Origin of the sequence: Saccharopolyspora erythraea (assembly GCF_018141105.1) — a bacterium.
GTDB classification, from domain to species: domain Bacteria; phylum Actinomycetota; class Actinomycetes; order Mycobacteriales; family Pseudonocardiaceae; genus Saccharopolyspora_D; species Saccharopolyspora_D erythraea_A.
Window position 1 is genome coordinate 1,598,367 of sequence record NZ_CP054839.1, and the last position, 13,071, is coordinate 1,611,437.

Annotated in this window: 16 protein-coding genes; 10 read left to right on the forward strand and 6 right to left on the reverse strand. The window is 70.1% G+C overall.

The features are described 5' to 3' along the window. Positions 1 to 46 precede the first annotated feature (46 nt). Positions 47 to 634, forward strand: a complete 588-nt coding sequence (locus HUO13_RS07395) for a winged helix-turn-helix domain-containing protein (RefSeq protein ID WP_249124041.1) — start codon at positions 47 to 49, stop codon at positions 632 to 634. Beyond that, positions 532 to 1,122 (forward strand): IS630 family transposase, encoded by a 591-nt coding sequence (locus HUO13_RS07400; RefSeq protein ID WP_211897576.1) that lies wholly within the window; start codon positions 532 to 534, stop codon positions 1,120 to 1,122. The genes HUO13_RS07395 and HUO13_RS07400 overlap by 103 nt, the downstream gene beginning before the upstream one ends. Positions 1,123 to 1,300: 178 nt before the next feature. On the opposite strand, the gene HUO13_RS07405 is transcribed toward HUO13_RS07400, so the two are convergent. Then, on the reverse strand, positions 1,301 to 2,455 hold the full coding sequence (locus tag HUO13_RS07405) for an AI-2E family transporter (RefSeq protein WP_249124514.1): 1,155 nt from the start codon (positions 2,453 to 2,455) through the stop codon (positions 1,301 to 1,303). A gap of 471 nt (positions 2,456 to 2,926) precedes the next feature. Between HUO13_RS07405 and HUO13_RS07410 the strand changes: the two genes are divergently transcribed. Beyond that, the gene (locus HUO13_RS07410) at positions 2,927 to 3,349 is read left to right on the forward strand and encodes an STAS domain-containing protein (protein ID WP_211900694.1); all 423 of its coding nucleotides are present in this window, start codon (positions 2,927 to 2,929) and stop codon (positions 3,347 to 3,349) included. 18 nt (positions 3,350 to 3,367) lie between these two features. Then, on the forward strand, positions 3,368 to 4,174 hold the full coding sequence (locus tag HUO13_RS07415) for a YqjF family protein (RefSeq protein WP_282976185.1): 807 nt from the start codon (positions 3,368 to 3,370) through the stop codon (positions 4,172 to 4,174). A gap of 30 nt (positions 4,175 to 4,204) precedes the next feature. Here the strand turns inward: HUO13_RS07415 and HUO13_RS07420 are convergent, their stop codons facing one another. Next, the gene (locus HUO13_RS07420) at positions 4,205 to 4,456 is read right to left on the reverse strand and encodes a DUF2188 domain-containing protein (protein WP_211900696.1); all 252 of its coding nucleotides are present in this window, start codon (positions 4,454 to 4,456) and stop codon (positions 4,205 to 4,207) included. A 357-nt stretch (positions 4,457 to 4,813) separates the two neighbouring features. On the opposite strand from HUO13_RS07420, the gene HUO13_RS07425 reads away from it, so the two are divergent. Together HUO13_RS07425 and HUO13_RS07430 are read left to right on the forward strand one after the other, a co-directional pair. After that, positions 4,814 to 5,221: a four-helix bundle copper-binding protein gene (locus tag HUO13_RS07425; protein WP_211900697.1), complete on the forward strand. Its 408-nt coding sequence runs from the start codon at positions 4,814 to 4,816 to the stop codon at positions 5,219 to 5,221. A gap of 101 nt (positions 5,222 to 5,322) precedes the next feature. Beyond that, positions 5,323 to 5,751: a nuclear transport factor 2 family protein gene (locus tag HUO13_RS07430; protein ID WP_211900698.1), complete on the forward strand. Its 429-nt coding sequence runs from the start codon at positions 5,323 to 5,325 to the stop codon at positions 5,749 to 5,751. Between the two features lie 263 nt (positions 5,752 to 6,014). Here the strand turns inward: HUO13_RS07430 and HUO13_RS07435 are convergent, their stop codons facing one another. Together HUO13_RS07435 and HUO13_RS07440 are read right to left on the reverse strand one after the other, a co-directional pair. Beyond that, positions 6,015 to 6,752, reverse strand: coding sequence for a class I SAM-dependent methyltransferase (locus HUO13_RS07435; protein WP_249124516.1), 738 nt, complete (start codon positions 6,750 to 6,752; stop codon positions 6,015 to 6,017). A gap of 51 nt (positions 6,753 to 6,803) precedes the next feature. Then, positions 6,804 to 7,636 (reverse strand): IS5 family transposase gene (locus tag HUO13_RS07440; RefSeq protein WP_211900699.1). Its coding sequence is split into 2 segments (ribosomal slippage): positions 6,804 to 7,294 and positions 7,294 to 7,636, totalling 834 coding nucleotides; the frame shifts between segments, so codons are not numbered across the junction. A 328-nt stretch (positions 7,637 to 7,964) separates the two neighbouring features. Between HUO13_RS07440 and HUO13_RS37315 the strand changes: the two genes are divergently transcribed. Together HUO13_RS37315 and HUO13_RS07450 are read left to right on the forward strand one after the other, a co-directional pair. After that, on the forward strand, positions 7,965 to 8,084 hold the full coding sequence (locus HUO13_RS37315) for a DUF1360 domain-containing protein (RefSeq protein ID WP_249125056.1): 120 nt from the start codon (positions 7,965 to 7,967) through the stop codon (positions 8,082 to 8,084). Positions 8,085 to 8,190: 106 nt separating this feature from the next. After that, positions 8,191 to 8,508: a nucleotide pyrophosphohydrolase gene (locus HUO13_RS07450; protein ID WP_211900700.1), complete on the forward strand. Its 318-nt coding sequence runs from the start codon at positions 8,191 to 8,193 to the stop codon at positions 8,506 to 8,508. A gap of 234 nt (positions 8,509 to 8,742) precedes the next feature. Here the strand turns inward: HUO13_RS07450 and HUO13_RS07455 are convergent, their stop codons facing one another. Beyond that, on the reverse strand, positions 8,743 to 9,474 hold the full coding sequence (locus HUO13_RS07455; protein ID WP_282976188.1) for an LmbU family transcriptional regulator: 732 nt from the start codon (positions 9,472 to 9,474) through the stop codon (positions 8,743 to 8,745). Positions 9,475 to 9,633: 159 nt separating this feature from the next. Continuing rightward, positions 9,634 to 10,440, reverse strand: a complete 807-nt coding sequence (locus tag HUO13_RS07460; protein WP_249124517.1) for an HAD family hydrolase — start codon at positions 10,438 to 10,440, stop codon at positions 9,634 to 9,636. Positions 10,441 to 11,245: 805 nt separating this feature from the next. On the opposite strand from HUO13_RS07460, the gene HUO13_RS07465 reads away from it, so the two are divergent. Next, positions 11,246 to 12,247, forward strand: coding sequence for an MsnO8 family LLM class oxidoreductase (locus HUO13_RS07465; RefSeq protein ID WP_211900701.1), 1,002 nt, complete (start codon positions 11,246 to 11,248; stop codon positions 12,245 to 12,247). Between the two features lie 47 nt (positions 12,248 to 12,294). Continuing rightward, on the forward strand, positions 12,295 to 13,068 hold the full coding sequence (locus HUO13_RS07470) for a TIGR01458 family HAD-type hydrolase (protein ID WP_211900702.1): 774 nt from the start codon (positions 12,295 to 12,297) through the stop codon (positions 13,066 to 13,068). Positions 13,069 to 13,071 lie beyond the last annotated feature (3 nt).

Here is a 13,071-nt window from a genome sequence, read left to right on the forward strand (position 1 = left end):
CGAGTCGCTGTGCGTGGTTTGTGTTGTGCGGTGAGATGATCGTGGTGTGCCGAAGTCTTCACGATCGACGGGCAAGCAGGCCCGTGAGAGCAAACCTGTTGCTGCTAGACGGGATTTCGAGGCGTTGCGCCAGCGGCGGATGCGAGCGGCGGAGATGTTCGATCGCGGCGAGCGGCAGGTCGATGTGGCTTCGACGTTGGGGGTGTCGGCGCAGACCGTGTCGAAGTGGTACCGGGCGTGGTCGGCCGGTGGTCGTGAAGGGCTGGCCGGTGCCGGTCGTGCCGGGCGGGTGCCCAGGCTGTCCGATGAACAGCTGGCCGAGGTGGAGGCGGAGTTGCTCAGAGGCCCACGTGCCAACGGGTTTTCTACTGAGATGTGGACGTTGGCCCGGGTGGCTGAGGTGATTGAACGCCTCACCGGTGTCCGGTATTCGCTCACGCAGACCTGGACGATCCTGCGCGAGCGGTTGGGCTGGAGTCGCCAGCGTCCGGCGCGCAAAGCCGCCGAGCGCGATGACGAGGCGATCGAGGAATGGGTCAAGGCCGAGTGGCCGCGGATAAAAAGGGGGCCCGGCGCCGAGGAGCCTGGATCTGCTTCCAAGACGAAAGCGGTTTCTCTCTGCTGCCCGCGGTGAGGGCCACCTGGGCGCCACGAGGCCAGACCCCGGTGCTGCGGCACCGGTTCTCCTGGAAGCGCATGTCGATGTCCGGCGCGCTGGCCTACCGACAGGATCGCAGTGCAGCGGTGTTTGTGTTTCAGATCAAGGAGGACAGCTACAACACCACCTCCCTGATCGAGTTCCTCACCGACCTGCACACCCACCTCGACGGAGAGCCGGTCACGCTGATCTGGGACGGGCTGCCCGCCCACCGGTCCAAAGCCATGAAAGCCTGGCTGGCCACACAGCGGCATTGGCTTGTCGTCGAACGACTTCCCGGATACGCACCCGACCTCAACCCGGTCGAACAGGTCTGGGGCAACCTCAAAGCCACCGAACTGGCCAACCTCTGCCCCAACGTCATCGATGAAGCTCATGCCGCTGCGGAGACCGGACTGGAACGCATCGGCAACAGCTACCAACTGTGCTACTCCTTCCTCGAACACACCGGCCTCCGCCTATGAACCAAGATCACCCAAATACCGAAAGATCATTAGGACCTGCTTCGAGCCTGGTCCGCGCGCTGACTGCCCCGGCCGTCGGCCGCCGCGTGGCGGCTCGGCCGGGTCCGTCACCGGCGGGCGGCAGACCCGGCGGTAGCGGCTTGGCCGGGTCAGTCGCCGGTCGGTAGGGGCTTGGCGGTCAGTCGCCGGGTGGCGGCGGCTTGGGCGAGTCGGCCTGCGCCCCGGCGCGGTCGAGCCCGCCGTCAGCCGTGCCGGGGGCCTCGCCGTCGTGCCCCTTCTCGTCGTTCGCCCCACGATCCCGCTGCCCCTCATCACCGCTCAGCGAGCGGACAGCCGCGGCCGACACCGCGAGCACCGGCACCGCGACGACCGCGCCCGCAACGCCCGCGAACACGAAACCGACCGAGATCGACAGCACCACCGCGAGCGGGTGCAGGCGTGACGCCCTGCCGAGCAGCAGCGGCTGGAGCACGTGGCCCTCCAGCTGCGTGACCACGATGACGATCGCCGCCATCAGCACGGCGGGCCAGAAGCCGACGGTGACCAGGCAGACCAGCACCGCCAGCGTGCCGGTGATCAGGATGCCGAGGTACGGGACGAAGGCCCCGAGGAAGACCAGCGCCGCCAGCGCCGGGGCCAGCGGCACACCGATGAGCGCCGCGCTGACCCCGACTCCGATGGCGTCCATGCACGCCACGGCCGCGGTCGCGCGGACGTAACCGGTGAGCGCGTCGAATCCGTTGCGCCCAGCCAGGTCCACGCGGTGCCTGCGCCCCACGGGGAAACCGCGCAGCAGGAAGTTCCAGATCCGGTCCCCGTCGTAGAGGAAGAAGATCAGGGTGAACAGCACCAGCAGCGCGCCGCCGAGGACCTCACCAGAGGTCACGGCCGTGCTCAGCACGCCGGAGACGATGCCGCCCTGGTGCGTCTGCAGGGTCGCGGTGGCGTCGTTGACCAGTTCGTCGAGCTGGCGCTGGTCGAGCCGAAGCGGTCCGAGCCGCAGCCACGTCTCCCCGCTCTCCAGCGTGTTGGACACCTGCGCCTGCAGGCGCGGCAGGTCGGCGACCACGGTGCCGATCACCAGCGCGAGCACCGCGCTGACCGAGATCAGCCCGACGCAGACCACGAGTGTGGTCGCCAGCGCGCGGGGCGCGCCCCTGCCCGTCAGCCACTTCGAGAAGGGACCGAGCAGCGCGGCGAGCAGCAGCGCGATGACCACCGGCATCGCCACCGCCGCCAGGTAGGTCAGCACGTAGCCCGCCAGGCCCACCGCGGCCGCGACGACGAGCACCCGCCAGCTCACGGCGGCCGCACCGCTGAGCCCGCGCGGCATCCAGGTTTCCTCGGAGGGTCCACGGCCGTTTTCCGCGCGCACGGCGCCGATCGTCGGACGAGCCATCCACCCCGATTGACCTGTGCGCCACGGCGCTAAACCCGCCCGCGGCGCACCGTGGCCCCCGTCACGGCCGGGTGCGCCGGAACTCTGGGGTTTCACACCGCGCAGGGGCCGGGTAGGGATGCGTTGGCACCGGTTCTCGCCGCTTCCGCCGGCGAGTCATCGGCCCGGTGGCCCGTCCGGCGGTGGCGGCGTGCCCCGCTTCCACCGCCGCCTCCTGGTCTCTCGACTGTGCTCGCGACCGGCCGCGAAGGGTATGCTCCCAGGTGGTTGAGCAGCCAGCCGGTGGATCGACTGCACCAGGCCGACGAGGTGCCGGCGATCCGTCTCGGCGGCGTGCCGCGGGCTGCGTCAGCCGCCGAGCAGCGGAAGCTGCGCCCTCTCGGCCCCAGCGAGAGGAGCACTGCCGTGACCGTCGAACCGAAAGCACCGCACGGCGCGTCCGGCCCCGATCTCGGAGAGCCGGCCGCACTCCCCCACGCCCTGCGAGTGCGGATATCCCACCCGCGCCCGGACGCGATCGTTGTGACCCTGGTGGGCGAGGTCGACGGCGCAACCGTCGAACGCTTCGAGGACGCCCTCCTGCCACGCCTGTCGGCCGGGGTGCGGCTGATCGTGGTCGACCTCGTGGCGGTCGGCTTCCTCGGCGTGGCGGGGTTGGCGCTGCTGGACTACACCTGCCACCGCGCGCGGGCGGGCGAGTTCGCGGTGCGGGTGGTCGTCCGCGACCGCGAGATCAAGCACGCGTTGCACAAGGCCTGGCTCGACGAGTCGATCGACTGCTACCCCAGCGTGCAAGCCGCGCTGGAGCCCAACGAGTCACCGATCTGAGCCCGCGGGCGGGCGCAGGTGCCGTGCGGGACGGGGAGAGCATTGCCGGAGACCGAACCCGTCACGCCGCACGCCCCTCACCCGTCACTTCGGCCTCTGCTGCACCAGAGGTTGCGCGACGTGACTTTCCTGCACTGGCCGTGCGCGGCCGAGCGCATCCGGCCGCGGCTGCCCGCGGGCACCGAACCCGACGTCTTCGACGGCCGGGCCTGGATCGGCGTCGTGGGACTCGGGATGGAGTCAGTGCGCGCGCTCGGCCTTCCGGTGCCGCCGCGCGTCCGCCGCGCCACCCGGATCACCCAGCTCAACGTCCGGACGTACTGCGTCGACTCCCGCGGGCGCCGGGGACTGGTGTTCCTGTCGATGGAGGCGTCCCGGCCGTCGTTCGGGCTGGCGGCGGGGCTCACCGGACGGCTCCCCTACCACTCGGCGGAGGTAGCGGTGCGGTCCTCGGACGCCGAGGTCCAGTACAGCGCCCGCCGTAGAGGTCGCCGCTTCCGTCTCGGTGCTTCCGCTCGCACCGCTTCGGGGAGTTTCCCGCCGCCGATCTGCATGAGATTCCGCGTCAGGCTGGGGGACGTGGTCGAACCGGGTCCGCTCGACCACTTCCTGACCGCCCGCTGGCGCCTGCACAACCGCTGGTACGGAACCACGATGCGGGTTCCGGTCAGGCACGAACCGTGGTCGCTGCGCACCGGCGAACTGGTCGACTTCGCCGACGGCGGTCTGCTCGCCGACGCCGGGGTGGAACCACCGGACGAGATCACGCACGTGCTCTACTCGCCGGGCACGCAGGTCGGGCTCGGCCTGCCGGCCTTCCTCTGACGTGCATTCGCCCCGCCGCGCTCGGCTGCGTCAGCCGGAGGTCTCCACCGATCCCCACTCCCACCGGTAGGGCTCGGCGGTGGGCGGCACGATCCGCCGCCACTCCACCTCGCCGCCGGACGCGTGCACGATGACGGCTCCGCCGCCTTCGTCCGCGGCGAAGCGGTACGCGGCCGCGACCGCGTCGGCCTGCGATTCCATGCGCTTGCAAGCCTGGGTGTCCCCCGGTGTCAGGACCTGCCACCGGCCTTCCGGATGTTGACGGACCCGCCACACTCCCATTGATCCCTCCACGAACCCCACCAAGATCGTCGCCCCCGTTCCGCCCCCGGAGTGCCCGCACGAATCCGTCGCCAATCCTGTTCGGACCTCTGGAGCCGATCCACCGGTTCGCCCGCGTTCGGGGTGGCCGAGCGCGCCTCCCCGGAAAGCCGGTGCGGTATCGGTGTTTCGCCGGGTTTCGCCGGGCCTCGGCGCCCGCTGACTTCGCGCACCGCCGGGACTTTCGGCCCGTTTGCGGTGCCGCTGCCGTCACCCGGTCGCGGGCATCGCCCCTCGGCGAGGATTGGGTCCGCGGCGGTCCGGGCAGCCGATGGCCGTACCCGCTCGGCACTTCCCCGCGATTCGAGGTGAACGGCGATGTCCCAGGCGATGCGCATGATCGAGACCTACCCGACGCGGGTCGACGCGCCCGACCTCGAAGCGCTGACGGTGTGCATCGAGGAGTGCATGGTCTGCGGCCAGGCCTGCGCCGCGTGCGCCGACGCCTGCCTGGCCGAGGACGACGTGGCGGCGCTGCGAGCCTGCGTGCGCAAGTGCCTGGACTGCGCCGACCTGTGCCAGTCGGCGACGGCCCTGCTCTCCAGGCACACCGGTGACAACGGCGCGGTGAGCAGGGCGCTGCTCGAAGCCTGCCGCAAGGCGTGCCAGCAGTGCGCCGAGGAATGCGAGCGCCACGCCACCGCCCACGCCCACTGCGCGGCCTGCGCCAACGCGTGCCGCCGCTGCGAGGACGCCTGCACCGCCCTCATCCCGCTGCTCGGCTGACGTCTTGGGCCCGATTACCTCGGAGGTAATCGTCATGGCGTGCCGACCGTGCAAGACTGCGATCTCTTCGTGGCAGAACGAAGTTCCAGGAGGGATCGCCCATGTCCATGGCCACACGCACTGTGGTTGAAGAACTTCTGCGCCGGATCGGCGAGAGCGATCCCGACGGCATCGCCGAACTGTATGCGGAGCAATGCGATTGGAAACTGGACTGGCCGGAATCCGAACACGGCCGCACAGCCACGCCGTGGATCCGCCACCGCTCCACCCGCGGCGACGCCGCTGCCCACTACCGCGAGCTCGCCGAGCACCACTTGCCCGAGCGGGTGGCCACCGAGATCGAGCGCGTTCTAGTGGACGGCAGCGAAGCGGTCGTGCTCGGCGAAATCCGTCAGACAGCCCGGTCCACCGGGCGCCCATACCGGGCGCGTTTTGCCTTGCACCTCACGGTCGAGGACGGCCTCGTCACCCGCCACCACGTCTACGAGGACAGTCTCGCCGTCGCTCAGGCATTCGACCCGCGCGGATGATCGCGCTAGGTGGTGGGTGGACCGCCAGTACTACTGGCGCGTCGTGTTCCTCCATCGGCACCGGCCTTCGATGGTGGCGCCGTCCGCGCACTGGTAGCCGGCCAGGTGCCGGCGTGCTGCCACACGGGTAGCCGTGTCCGTCCACTATGAACTGTCAGGTGCTCACAGCGGTCTGGTGCCGCGATCGTCCTCAAGCGTAGGCCGGCCCCGCTGCCCGCCGCTTGTTCCGTGCACCCGGTTTGCTGTTCCCCTCGCCGCGAGGGTCAGCCGTCGAGTGTCACCTCCCTGCGAAAGAGGCCGGCCAGCACGAAGGGGGCCCCGAACAACGTTGAGTTCGGCGGTTGTTCCGCCATCGTGCGCAACTCGATCTCCGCGTAGTCGGCGAAGATCCAGCGCAACGCGTCGGGCGTGTACGCCAGTCCTCCTTCGAGGCTGCCACGGCGGTAGAACTCCTCGTCCGGGAGTTCGGAACCCATGGCTCCGGACGCGAAGCAGGCGAGGCCGAAGTGGCCTCCCGGGACCAGCAGGCGGTCCAGCAGCTCCAGGTAGCTCACCCGGCGGTGCGGCGGCAGGTGGTGCAGGCAGCCGGAGTCGTAGACCAGGTCGTAACGGCGGGACGGCAGATCGGCGGCGAAGACGTCGGCGCATTGGAACCGCACCGTGACGCCCGCCTCGCGCGCCCGTTCCCTCCCCCAGGCCACCGCGCGGGGCGAGAGGTCGACGGCATCGACCTCGAAGCCGAGCGACGCCAGGTGGAGCGCGTTGCGACCCGGTCCGCAGCCCAGGTCGAGGGCGCGGCCCGGAGCGATCAGTCCCCGCTCGAGCCACGAAACCAGGCTCTCGTCCGGTTTGGCGGCGAAGAACGGGATCGGCGACTCGCGGTCGGCGTAGAAGCCGTCCCACCAGCCCGAGGCACCGGCCCGCCTGCGGTCCGCGTCGCCGGCGAGCAGTCGGTCGAGCATGCGCATGACGTCTTCCGACGTGCGGACATCCCGGTTCACCTAGACCTCCCCGGCCCATCTCCTGCGAGTCCTGCGACCTTAGACCGGATCTCATTTGGGGTTGTTGTGGGTGAGCAGATCGAGCTTGACCGCGCGGCGGTAGCAGATCACCGCGCACCCCAGGCTGGCGAATGCCGCGTAGTGGGCGGCCTTGCGCTCGTAGCGGCGAGCCAGCCGACGGAACCGGGAAACCCACTCCAGGGTGCGTTCGATGACGTAGCGGTGGCGCCCCAGCCGGGTGGTCGACTCGATACCCCGGCGAGCGATCCGGGCGATGATTCCTCGCCGACGCAACGCGTGTCGGCAGACCGGATAGTCGTAGCCCTTGTCCGCGTGCAGCTTGCGCGGCCGACGCCGAGGCCGTCCGACAGGCCCTCTGACCGGCGCAACAGCATCGATCACCGTCTGAAATTCCCGGTGATCGTTGCGGTTGGCCGCGGAGATGACCACGGTCAGCGGGATGCCACTGCGGTCGCTCATCGCGTGGATCTTCGAGCCTGGCTTGCCCCGATCCACCGGGCTGGGGCCGGTCAGGTCCCCCTTTTGACCGCCCGGATGTACATGCTGTCCACCGACGCCCGGGACCAGTCGATCGCTCCAGCGGTGCCCAGCAGGTCCAGCAGTTCCTGGTGCAGCCGGGTGAACACCTGCGCGGCACTCCACTCGGTGAACCGGCGATGGGCGGTAGGAGCACTGACCCCGAACGACGTGGGAAGTGCTGACCACGCGCACCCGGTTTGCAGCACATACAGGATCGCGGCCAGCACCGTGCGGTCGTCCAACCGACGCCGACCTCCGCCCTGGTGACGTTGCGGCACATCCGGCAACAGCCCTCGCGCCAGCAGCCACAACGACTCCGGACACCACTTCTCCACATCGTCCATCGTTGATCAACAATATCGCCTACCCAACAACACACCCAAATGAGATACGGCCTTAGTGCCCGGGACCGACACCGCCGCTGTGTCGCTCTGACCGCTTTCGGGCCCTGTTCACCGGGTCCGGCGCCGCCCGATCGCCGGGAGGCCGAGGGCATGGCGAAGAAGTCCGCGAGGCGGCCGAAGAGGTCCGCGAGTAGGCCGAGACCTACCGCGCCGGAGCGCCCAGGCCCGTGCGCGGCTGCGTGCTGACGATGGCGTTGTTCAGCGCCCTGGTCGCGGCCGCGGCGGGTCTGGCCGCCACCACCGCCGGAGCAGCCAGACCAGGCACGCCATCGGTGAGCTCATCACCTGCCCCTTCTGCCTGGACCTGTGGATCGCCACCGGTTCGCCGTCGGCATGGTCTTCGCCCCGCGCCTCACCCGCCTCGTCGCCACCACCTTCACCACCATGACCGGCGCCGACTTCCTGCAGCCGGCCTACGCCCGCGTGCAGCAGTCGCAGTCCTGGCCCGCCGAGCACGGCAGTGGCGGCGAGGCCGGGTCTGGTAGGCATGCGGTATGGATCTGGCAGAACTGCGGGACCGCCTGCGCGGGTTCGCCGCCGACCGCGACTGGGAGCAGTACCACACGCCGAAGAACCTCGTCATGGCGTTGGGCGGTGAAGTCGGCGAGCTGGCAGCGCTTTTCCAGTGGCTGACCCCTGAGGAGTCCGCCGGTGCCGCCCGCGACCCGGAACTCTCGCCGGACGTGCTCGACGAGCTGGCCGACGTCACCATCTACCTGGTCCGCCTCGCCGACGTGCTCGGAGTCGACCTCATGGCCGCGGCCGAGGCCAAGATCGAACGCAACGAGCACCGCTTCCCCAAGAAGGTTTAGCGGTCACACCGGCAGTTCGTCGTTCCATGTCGGCAACATGCGCGCAAGCCGAATGCGGAACGCTTGAGAGACGGTAGCGCTCTTCGTCCTATGTGGTCAGCGCTCCGGATGGCCCCCGAAGCCCGAAGGGGTGGCGCGTCCGGTGCGGCCGCCGGGTGGCCGCACCGGACGCGGCAGTGACCGCCGTGCGGGCACACGCCGTAAGAATGCCCGCGCGGCGGTCGGAGTCCCGGGTTATGCCCGGGCGACCAGTTGCCGGTGCTGCTCGACCTGGCGGTGAGGCTGCTCGACCTGCCGGGGTGCCTCGACCTGCAGGGGCGGCTGGTCGGCTTCCTCGAGCACGCGGCCCGCGGCCGAGTCGAGGTTGGCCACGATCCAGCTCTCGATGGTGCTGCCCGCCCGTTCGGCGGCACGCTGCCAGCGGTCCAGGCGCTCACCCGTCACCTGGATGGCGGGCATCGCCCGCTCGACGCTGCTCGCGCCCTGCACGGCCAGCCTGCTGTTGCGGATGTGCTGCCGGAGCTGGTTGCGCGACCAGCCGGCCTCCTCGGCGCGGTCGAGCCAGCGGTCCTGCTGGTCGACCGGCAGCGCGGCGACCTCGGCGTGGTGCTGGAAGCTGAGCTTGTCGCGCCGCCGCGACAGCTCGAAGCGACGGGCAACCCAGGCGTAGTTGCGGATCGTCTGGTAATCGAGCCGGGCCGTCTCGATCGCCCGCCGGTAACGATCCGAATACCGCGCCTGCCCGTAGACCACCCAGTCACCCAGGAACCAGGCCGACGAATTCACGATTCGGGTAATCTTCTTTCCCGCCCGCTCCCAGTCCTCGAATGGCAGCGAATGCGGAAACTGCAACCCCACCTGGGTCGCCAGCACCTCACCGGAGCGTTCCACCCGCTTTTCCCTGCCACTGTCCAGGGACCGGGAATCGCCATTGGTCAGCCGGGAGCCATGATCGCGATCGCGCATGTCCTGTACCACTGATCCCTTTCTGGCGCACGCGCGACGGCATGCCCACGAATAACGCGCATGCCCTCGCGACATCGAAGACGCATCGTTGCCCCCAGGCATTCAATCCCACCATACGGGCAAAACCACCCCCGGCATACATCCAACCGGGTGACGAAATCACAATGATTGCTTGCCCAGCAGCCGTTCGATGAACTCGGCAACCCCTTCTTCGTCATGCGGTCCGGCGAGATAACCCGCAACGTCCATCGATTCCAGATCGGCATCGGCCATCGCCACCGGGATGTCCGACCAATCCAGCAGCGGCAGGTCCGCGGGCACCGCACCGAAGGCAACCGTGGTCGCGGCCGGCGCTTTGTTCTGACGGCACAACGATCTCAGGTGACTGGCGTGGTCCACTCCCACCGGCAGCACGTCGACGAAACCGGGCGCGGGAATCGCCACCGCCCCCATGGAAGCGATTTCACGCCGGACTTTCTCCGCCAGGATCGCCACGGGAACGGAATCGGACTGGACCATGATCTTTGTCACAGGACCGGAAACCTCGACCCTTTCGGACCAGGTCAGCCCGGGCGAGTCCGCCCAGCCGATCCGGAAATCCTCGTCGAGCTCGCACCCGCCCAGCGAGTCGAACGCGAGCCGGACGCCGTCGAGCCTGCCCCGCAGGATTGCCGCGAGCCGACGCGATTCCTGCACGGAGAACATTTTCGCCGCCAGCAGCCGCTCCCGCCAAGGGTCGAACACGACTCCGCCACCGGAACAGACCAACGTCTGAGCACCCGCCTGTCGCGCCAATTCCAGCGCCGATCGAAGCGGGCGGGTGGTGACGAGCACGAATCGTCCTCCGCCGGAACACAACCGGGTTATCGCACGCCGCGTGCGCTTCGTTACGCCCGTCCCGGCCGCCACCAAAGCATTGTCCAGACTGGATGCGACCAGGAATTCGGTACGGGTTTCAGCAATCACCGCCACACACCACTTCTGCGGAAAGTGTTCGACATGCGTTGCCTGGACGTGCCGGGTTTTCGGCGCGCGACGACGAGTACCGCTCGCTTTGCTCCGGGGCGCCGCACACCAGGTCGGCCGATCGTCAACCGTGCTGCATGCCACGAGCGGCTGTCAACACGCCTCGACCTCGGTTGTCCCGCCGGCGGGACAACCGAGGTCGCCTGCCTGGAGTCCGGTGCACGCAAAGCCGCACGTAGGAGTGTGCGAGACCGAGGGCAGGATCGTCCGATGTGAGTCGCACCGCTCCACCTCCATGGCGGCGGCCATCCGGGTGACGGCCACGCATCCGGGAAATCCGACAACGAGAAACGCGTGGCGGTGGAAGGGCCCGAGTAGGTAGCGAGGAATCCGAAGGGACGGAATATTCCGCGGAGTTCGAGCACGAGGTGCCGTGGGGGCCGTGACGGACGAGGGCGGCAAGGGTGGACGCGGGTGGCAAGGTTGGACGAGCGGAGCCAAGAAGTGGGCACCGGCAGCAGGGGTGGGCATGGGCGGCCACAGCGGGCGCAATTGGCAACCGGGGCGCCCGTAGGACGCGGGCGGGCGACGAGGCAGCTTCCGCACGGCCACGGCGGGCGTAGCGGGCCACTCGGGGAGAGGCGGCGGTGAGGCGGCCACCAGGAAGCGGGCTGTTGCGTTCGAGCCGACGCAGACGCTGGCGACCAAGCCGACGCGGGCTGTGGGCCCCGGGGCAGTCGCGCGCCACGCCGGAAGCAGGGGCGGCGGGAATCCCGCCGTGGTGCGTGCGTTGATTGTGAACGTGATGCCACCGCGTTTCTCCGTGCTCGACCGCTCGCGCACCCGCCAGGGGCAGGGCCACCCCGAAGCGCTGCGGGACACCGTCGCGTTCGCCCGCGAGATCGAGTCGCTGGGCTACCACCGGTTCTGGCTCTCCGAGCACCATGGCGTCCCGGGCGTGGCAGGCTCCGCCCCCACCGTGCTGGCCGCCGCCGTCGCGTCGGCCACCTCAAGCATCCGCGTCGGGACCGGTGGCGTGATGCTGCCGAACCACCGGCCGCTGGTGGTGGCAGAGCAGTTCGGCGTGCTGGAGTCGCTGTTCCCCGGCCGGATCGACATGGGTCTGGGCCGCTCGCTGGGCTTCACCGCTCCGGTACGGCGCGCGCTCGGCGCGGACAGGGCAGACGCCGAGCGGTTCCGGGAGCAGGTCGCGGAGCTGCTCGGGTACTTCACCGGAGACCGGCCCGGGGTGCGGGTGAGCCCGAGCGAAGGGCTGCGCGTCCCCGCGTTCGTGCTCGCCACCGGCGCCGGCGCCGACCACGCGGCCGAGCTCGGGCTGCCGCTGGTGATCGCCGCCGTGCGCGGGGAGGACGCGATGCTGCGCGCGATCGAGCGGTACCGCGACCGGTTCCGGCCGTCGGCCTCGACACCGGCGCCGTACGTGGTCCTCTCGCGCACGGTGGCCGTGGCGGAGACGACCGAACGCGCGTACGAGCTGCTGGTGCCGGAGGCGTGGGCGATGGCCTTCTCCCGCACGCGCGGCGTGTTCCCCGCGCTCGCCCCGGTCGGCGAGGTGTTGTCGCTGGAGATGACCGACCGCGAGCGGCGGCTGTTCCAGGAGGCCATGCGCGCCGACGTCCACGGGACCGAGGACGAGGTCCGCGCGGCGCTGACCCGGCTGGGCGAGCGCACCGGCGCGGACGAAATCCTGGTCACCACGAGCACCTACGACCGCGGGCGGATGCTGGACTCCTACCGCAGGCTCGCGTCCGTGGCGGGGCTGCTGCCCACCCCCGTGGGAGGCTGACGGGCCGACGTCCGGCCGGTGCGCGGATTCGGCCGTACGGTGCCGGCATGGTGGACTTCCGGGCTCTGCTGATCGACATCGACGGCGTGCTGACCGTGTCGTGGCGGCCGCTGCCGGGCGCCGTCGATGCGCTGGCGCGGTTGCGCGCGGCGGGCGTGGGCGTCCGGCTGGTCACCAACACCACCTCGCGGACCCGCTCCTCCATCGTCCGCGCGCTGCGCACCGGCGGCTTCGACATCGCGACCGACGAGGTCATGACCGGTGTGGTGGCCACGGCGGAGTACCTGCGCCACCACCACCCAGGTGCCCGGTGCCTGCTGCTCAACAGCGGTGACGTCACCGACGACCTGGAAGGCGTCACGCTCGTCGACGACGATCCCGACGTGGTCGTGCTCGGCGGCGCGGGCCCGGAGTTCGGCTACGGGGCGATCAACCGCGTGTTCGGCCACGTCCAGCGCGGCGCGTCCTTCGTCGCGATGCACAACAGCCTGCGGTGGCGCACGAGCGAGGGGCTTGTCCTGGACAGCGGCGCGTTCCTGCTCGGCATCGAGCGGGCGGCCGACCGCGAGGCGGTGGTGGTCGGCAAGCCCAGCGGGGAGTTCTTCACCTCGGCACTGCACTCCCTGGAGGTCGAGCCCGGGGCCGCGCTGATGGTCGGCGACGACGTCGAGTCCGACGTGCTGGCCGCGCAGCGCCTGGGGATCACCGGCGTGCTGGTGCGCACCGGCAAGTACACGCCGGAGACCACCGAGGCGGCTTCCGGCGTGCCCGACCACGTGCTCGACTCGTTCGCCGACGTGCCGGACCTGCTCGGGGTCTGACTC

What these genes read in the sequence shown, in the direction of transcription:
- HUO13_RS07455 (WP_282976188.1), bottom strand. Translation starts at nt 9,474, where the DNA reads ATGCGCGATCGCGATCATGGCTCCCGGCTGACCAATGGCGATTCCCGG.
- HUO13_RS07470 (WP_211900702.1), top strand. Translation starts at nt 12,295, where the DNA reads ATGGTGGACTTCCGGGCTCTGCTGATCGACATCGACGGCGTGCTGACC.
- HUO13_RS07425 (WP_211900697.1), top strand. Translation starts at nt 4,814, where the DNA reads ATGTCCCAGGCGATGCGCATGATCGAGACCTACCCGACGCGGGTCGAC.
- HUO13_RS07420 (WP_211900696.1), bottom strand. Translation starts at nt 4,456, where the DNA reads ATGGGAGTGTGGCGGGTCCGTCAACATCCGGAAGGCCGGTGGCAGGTC.
- HUO13_RS07405 (WP_249124514.1), bottom strand. Translation starts at nt 2,455, where the DNA reads ATGCCGCGCGGGCTCAGCGGTGCGGCCGCCGTGAGCTGGCGGGTGCTC.
- HUO13_RS07430 (WP_211900698.1), top strand. Translation starts at nt 5,323, where the DNA reads ATGTCCATGGCCACACGCACTGTGGTTGAAGAACTTCTGCGCCGGATC.
- HUO13_RS07400 (WP_211897576.1), top strand. Translation starts at nt 532, where the DNA reads ATGGGTCAAGGCCGAGTGGCCGCGGATAAAAAGGGGGCCCGGCGCCGA.
- HUO13_RS07465 (WP_211900701.1), top strand. Translation starts at nt 11,246, where the DNA reads ATGCCACCGCGTTTCTCCGTGCTCGACCGCTCGCGCACCCGCCAGGGG.
- HUO13_RS07450 (WP_211900700.1), top strand. Translation starts at nt 8,191, where the DNA reads ATGGATCTGGCAGAACTGCGGGACCGCCTGCGCGGGTTCGCCGCCGAC.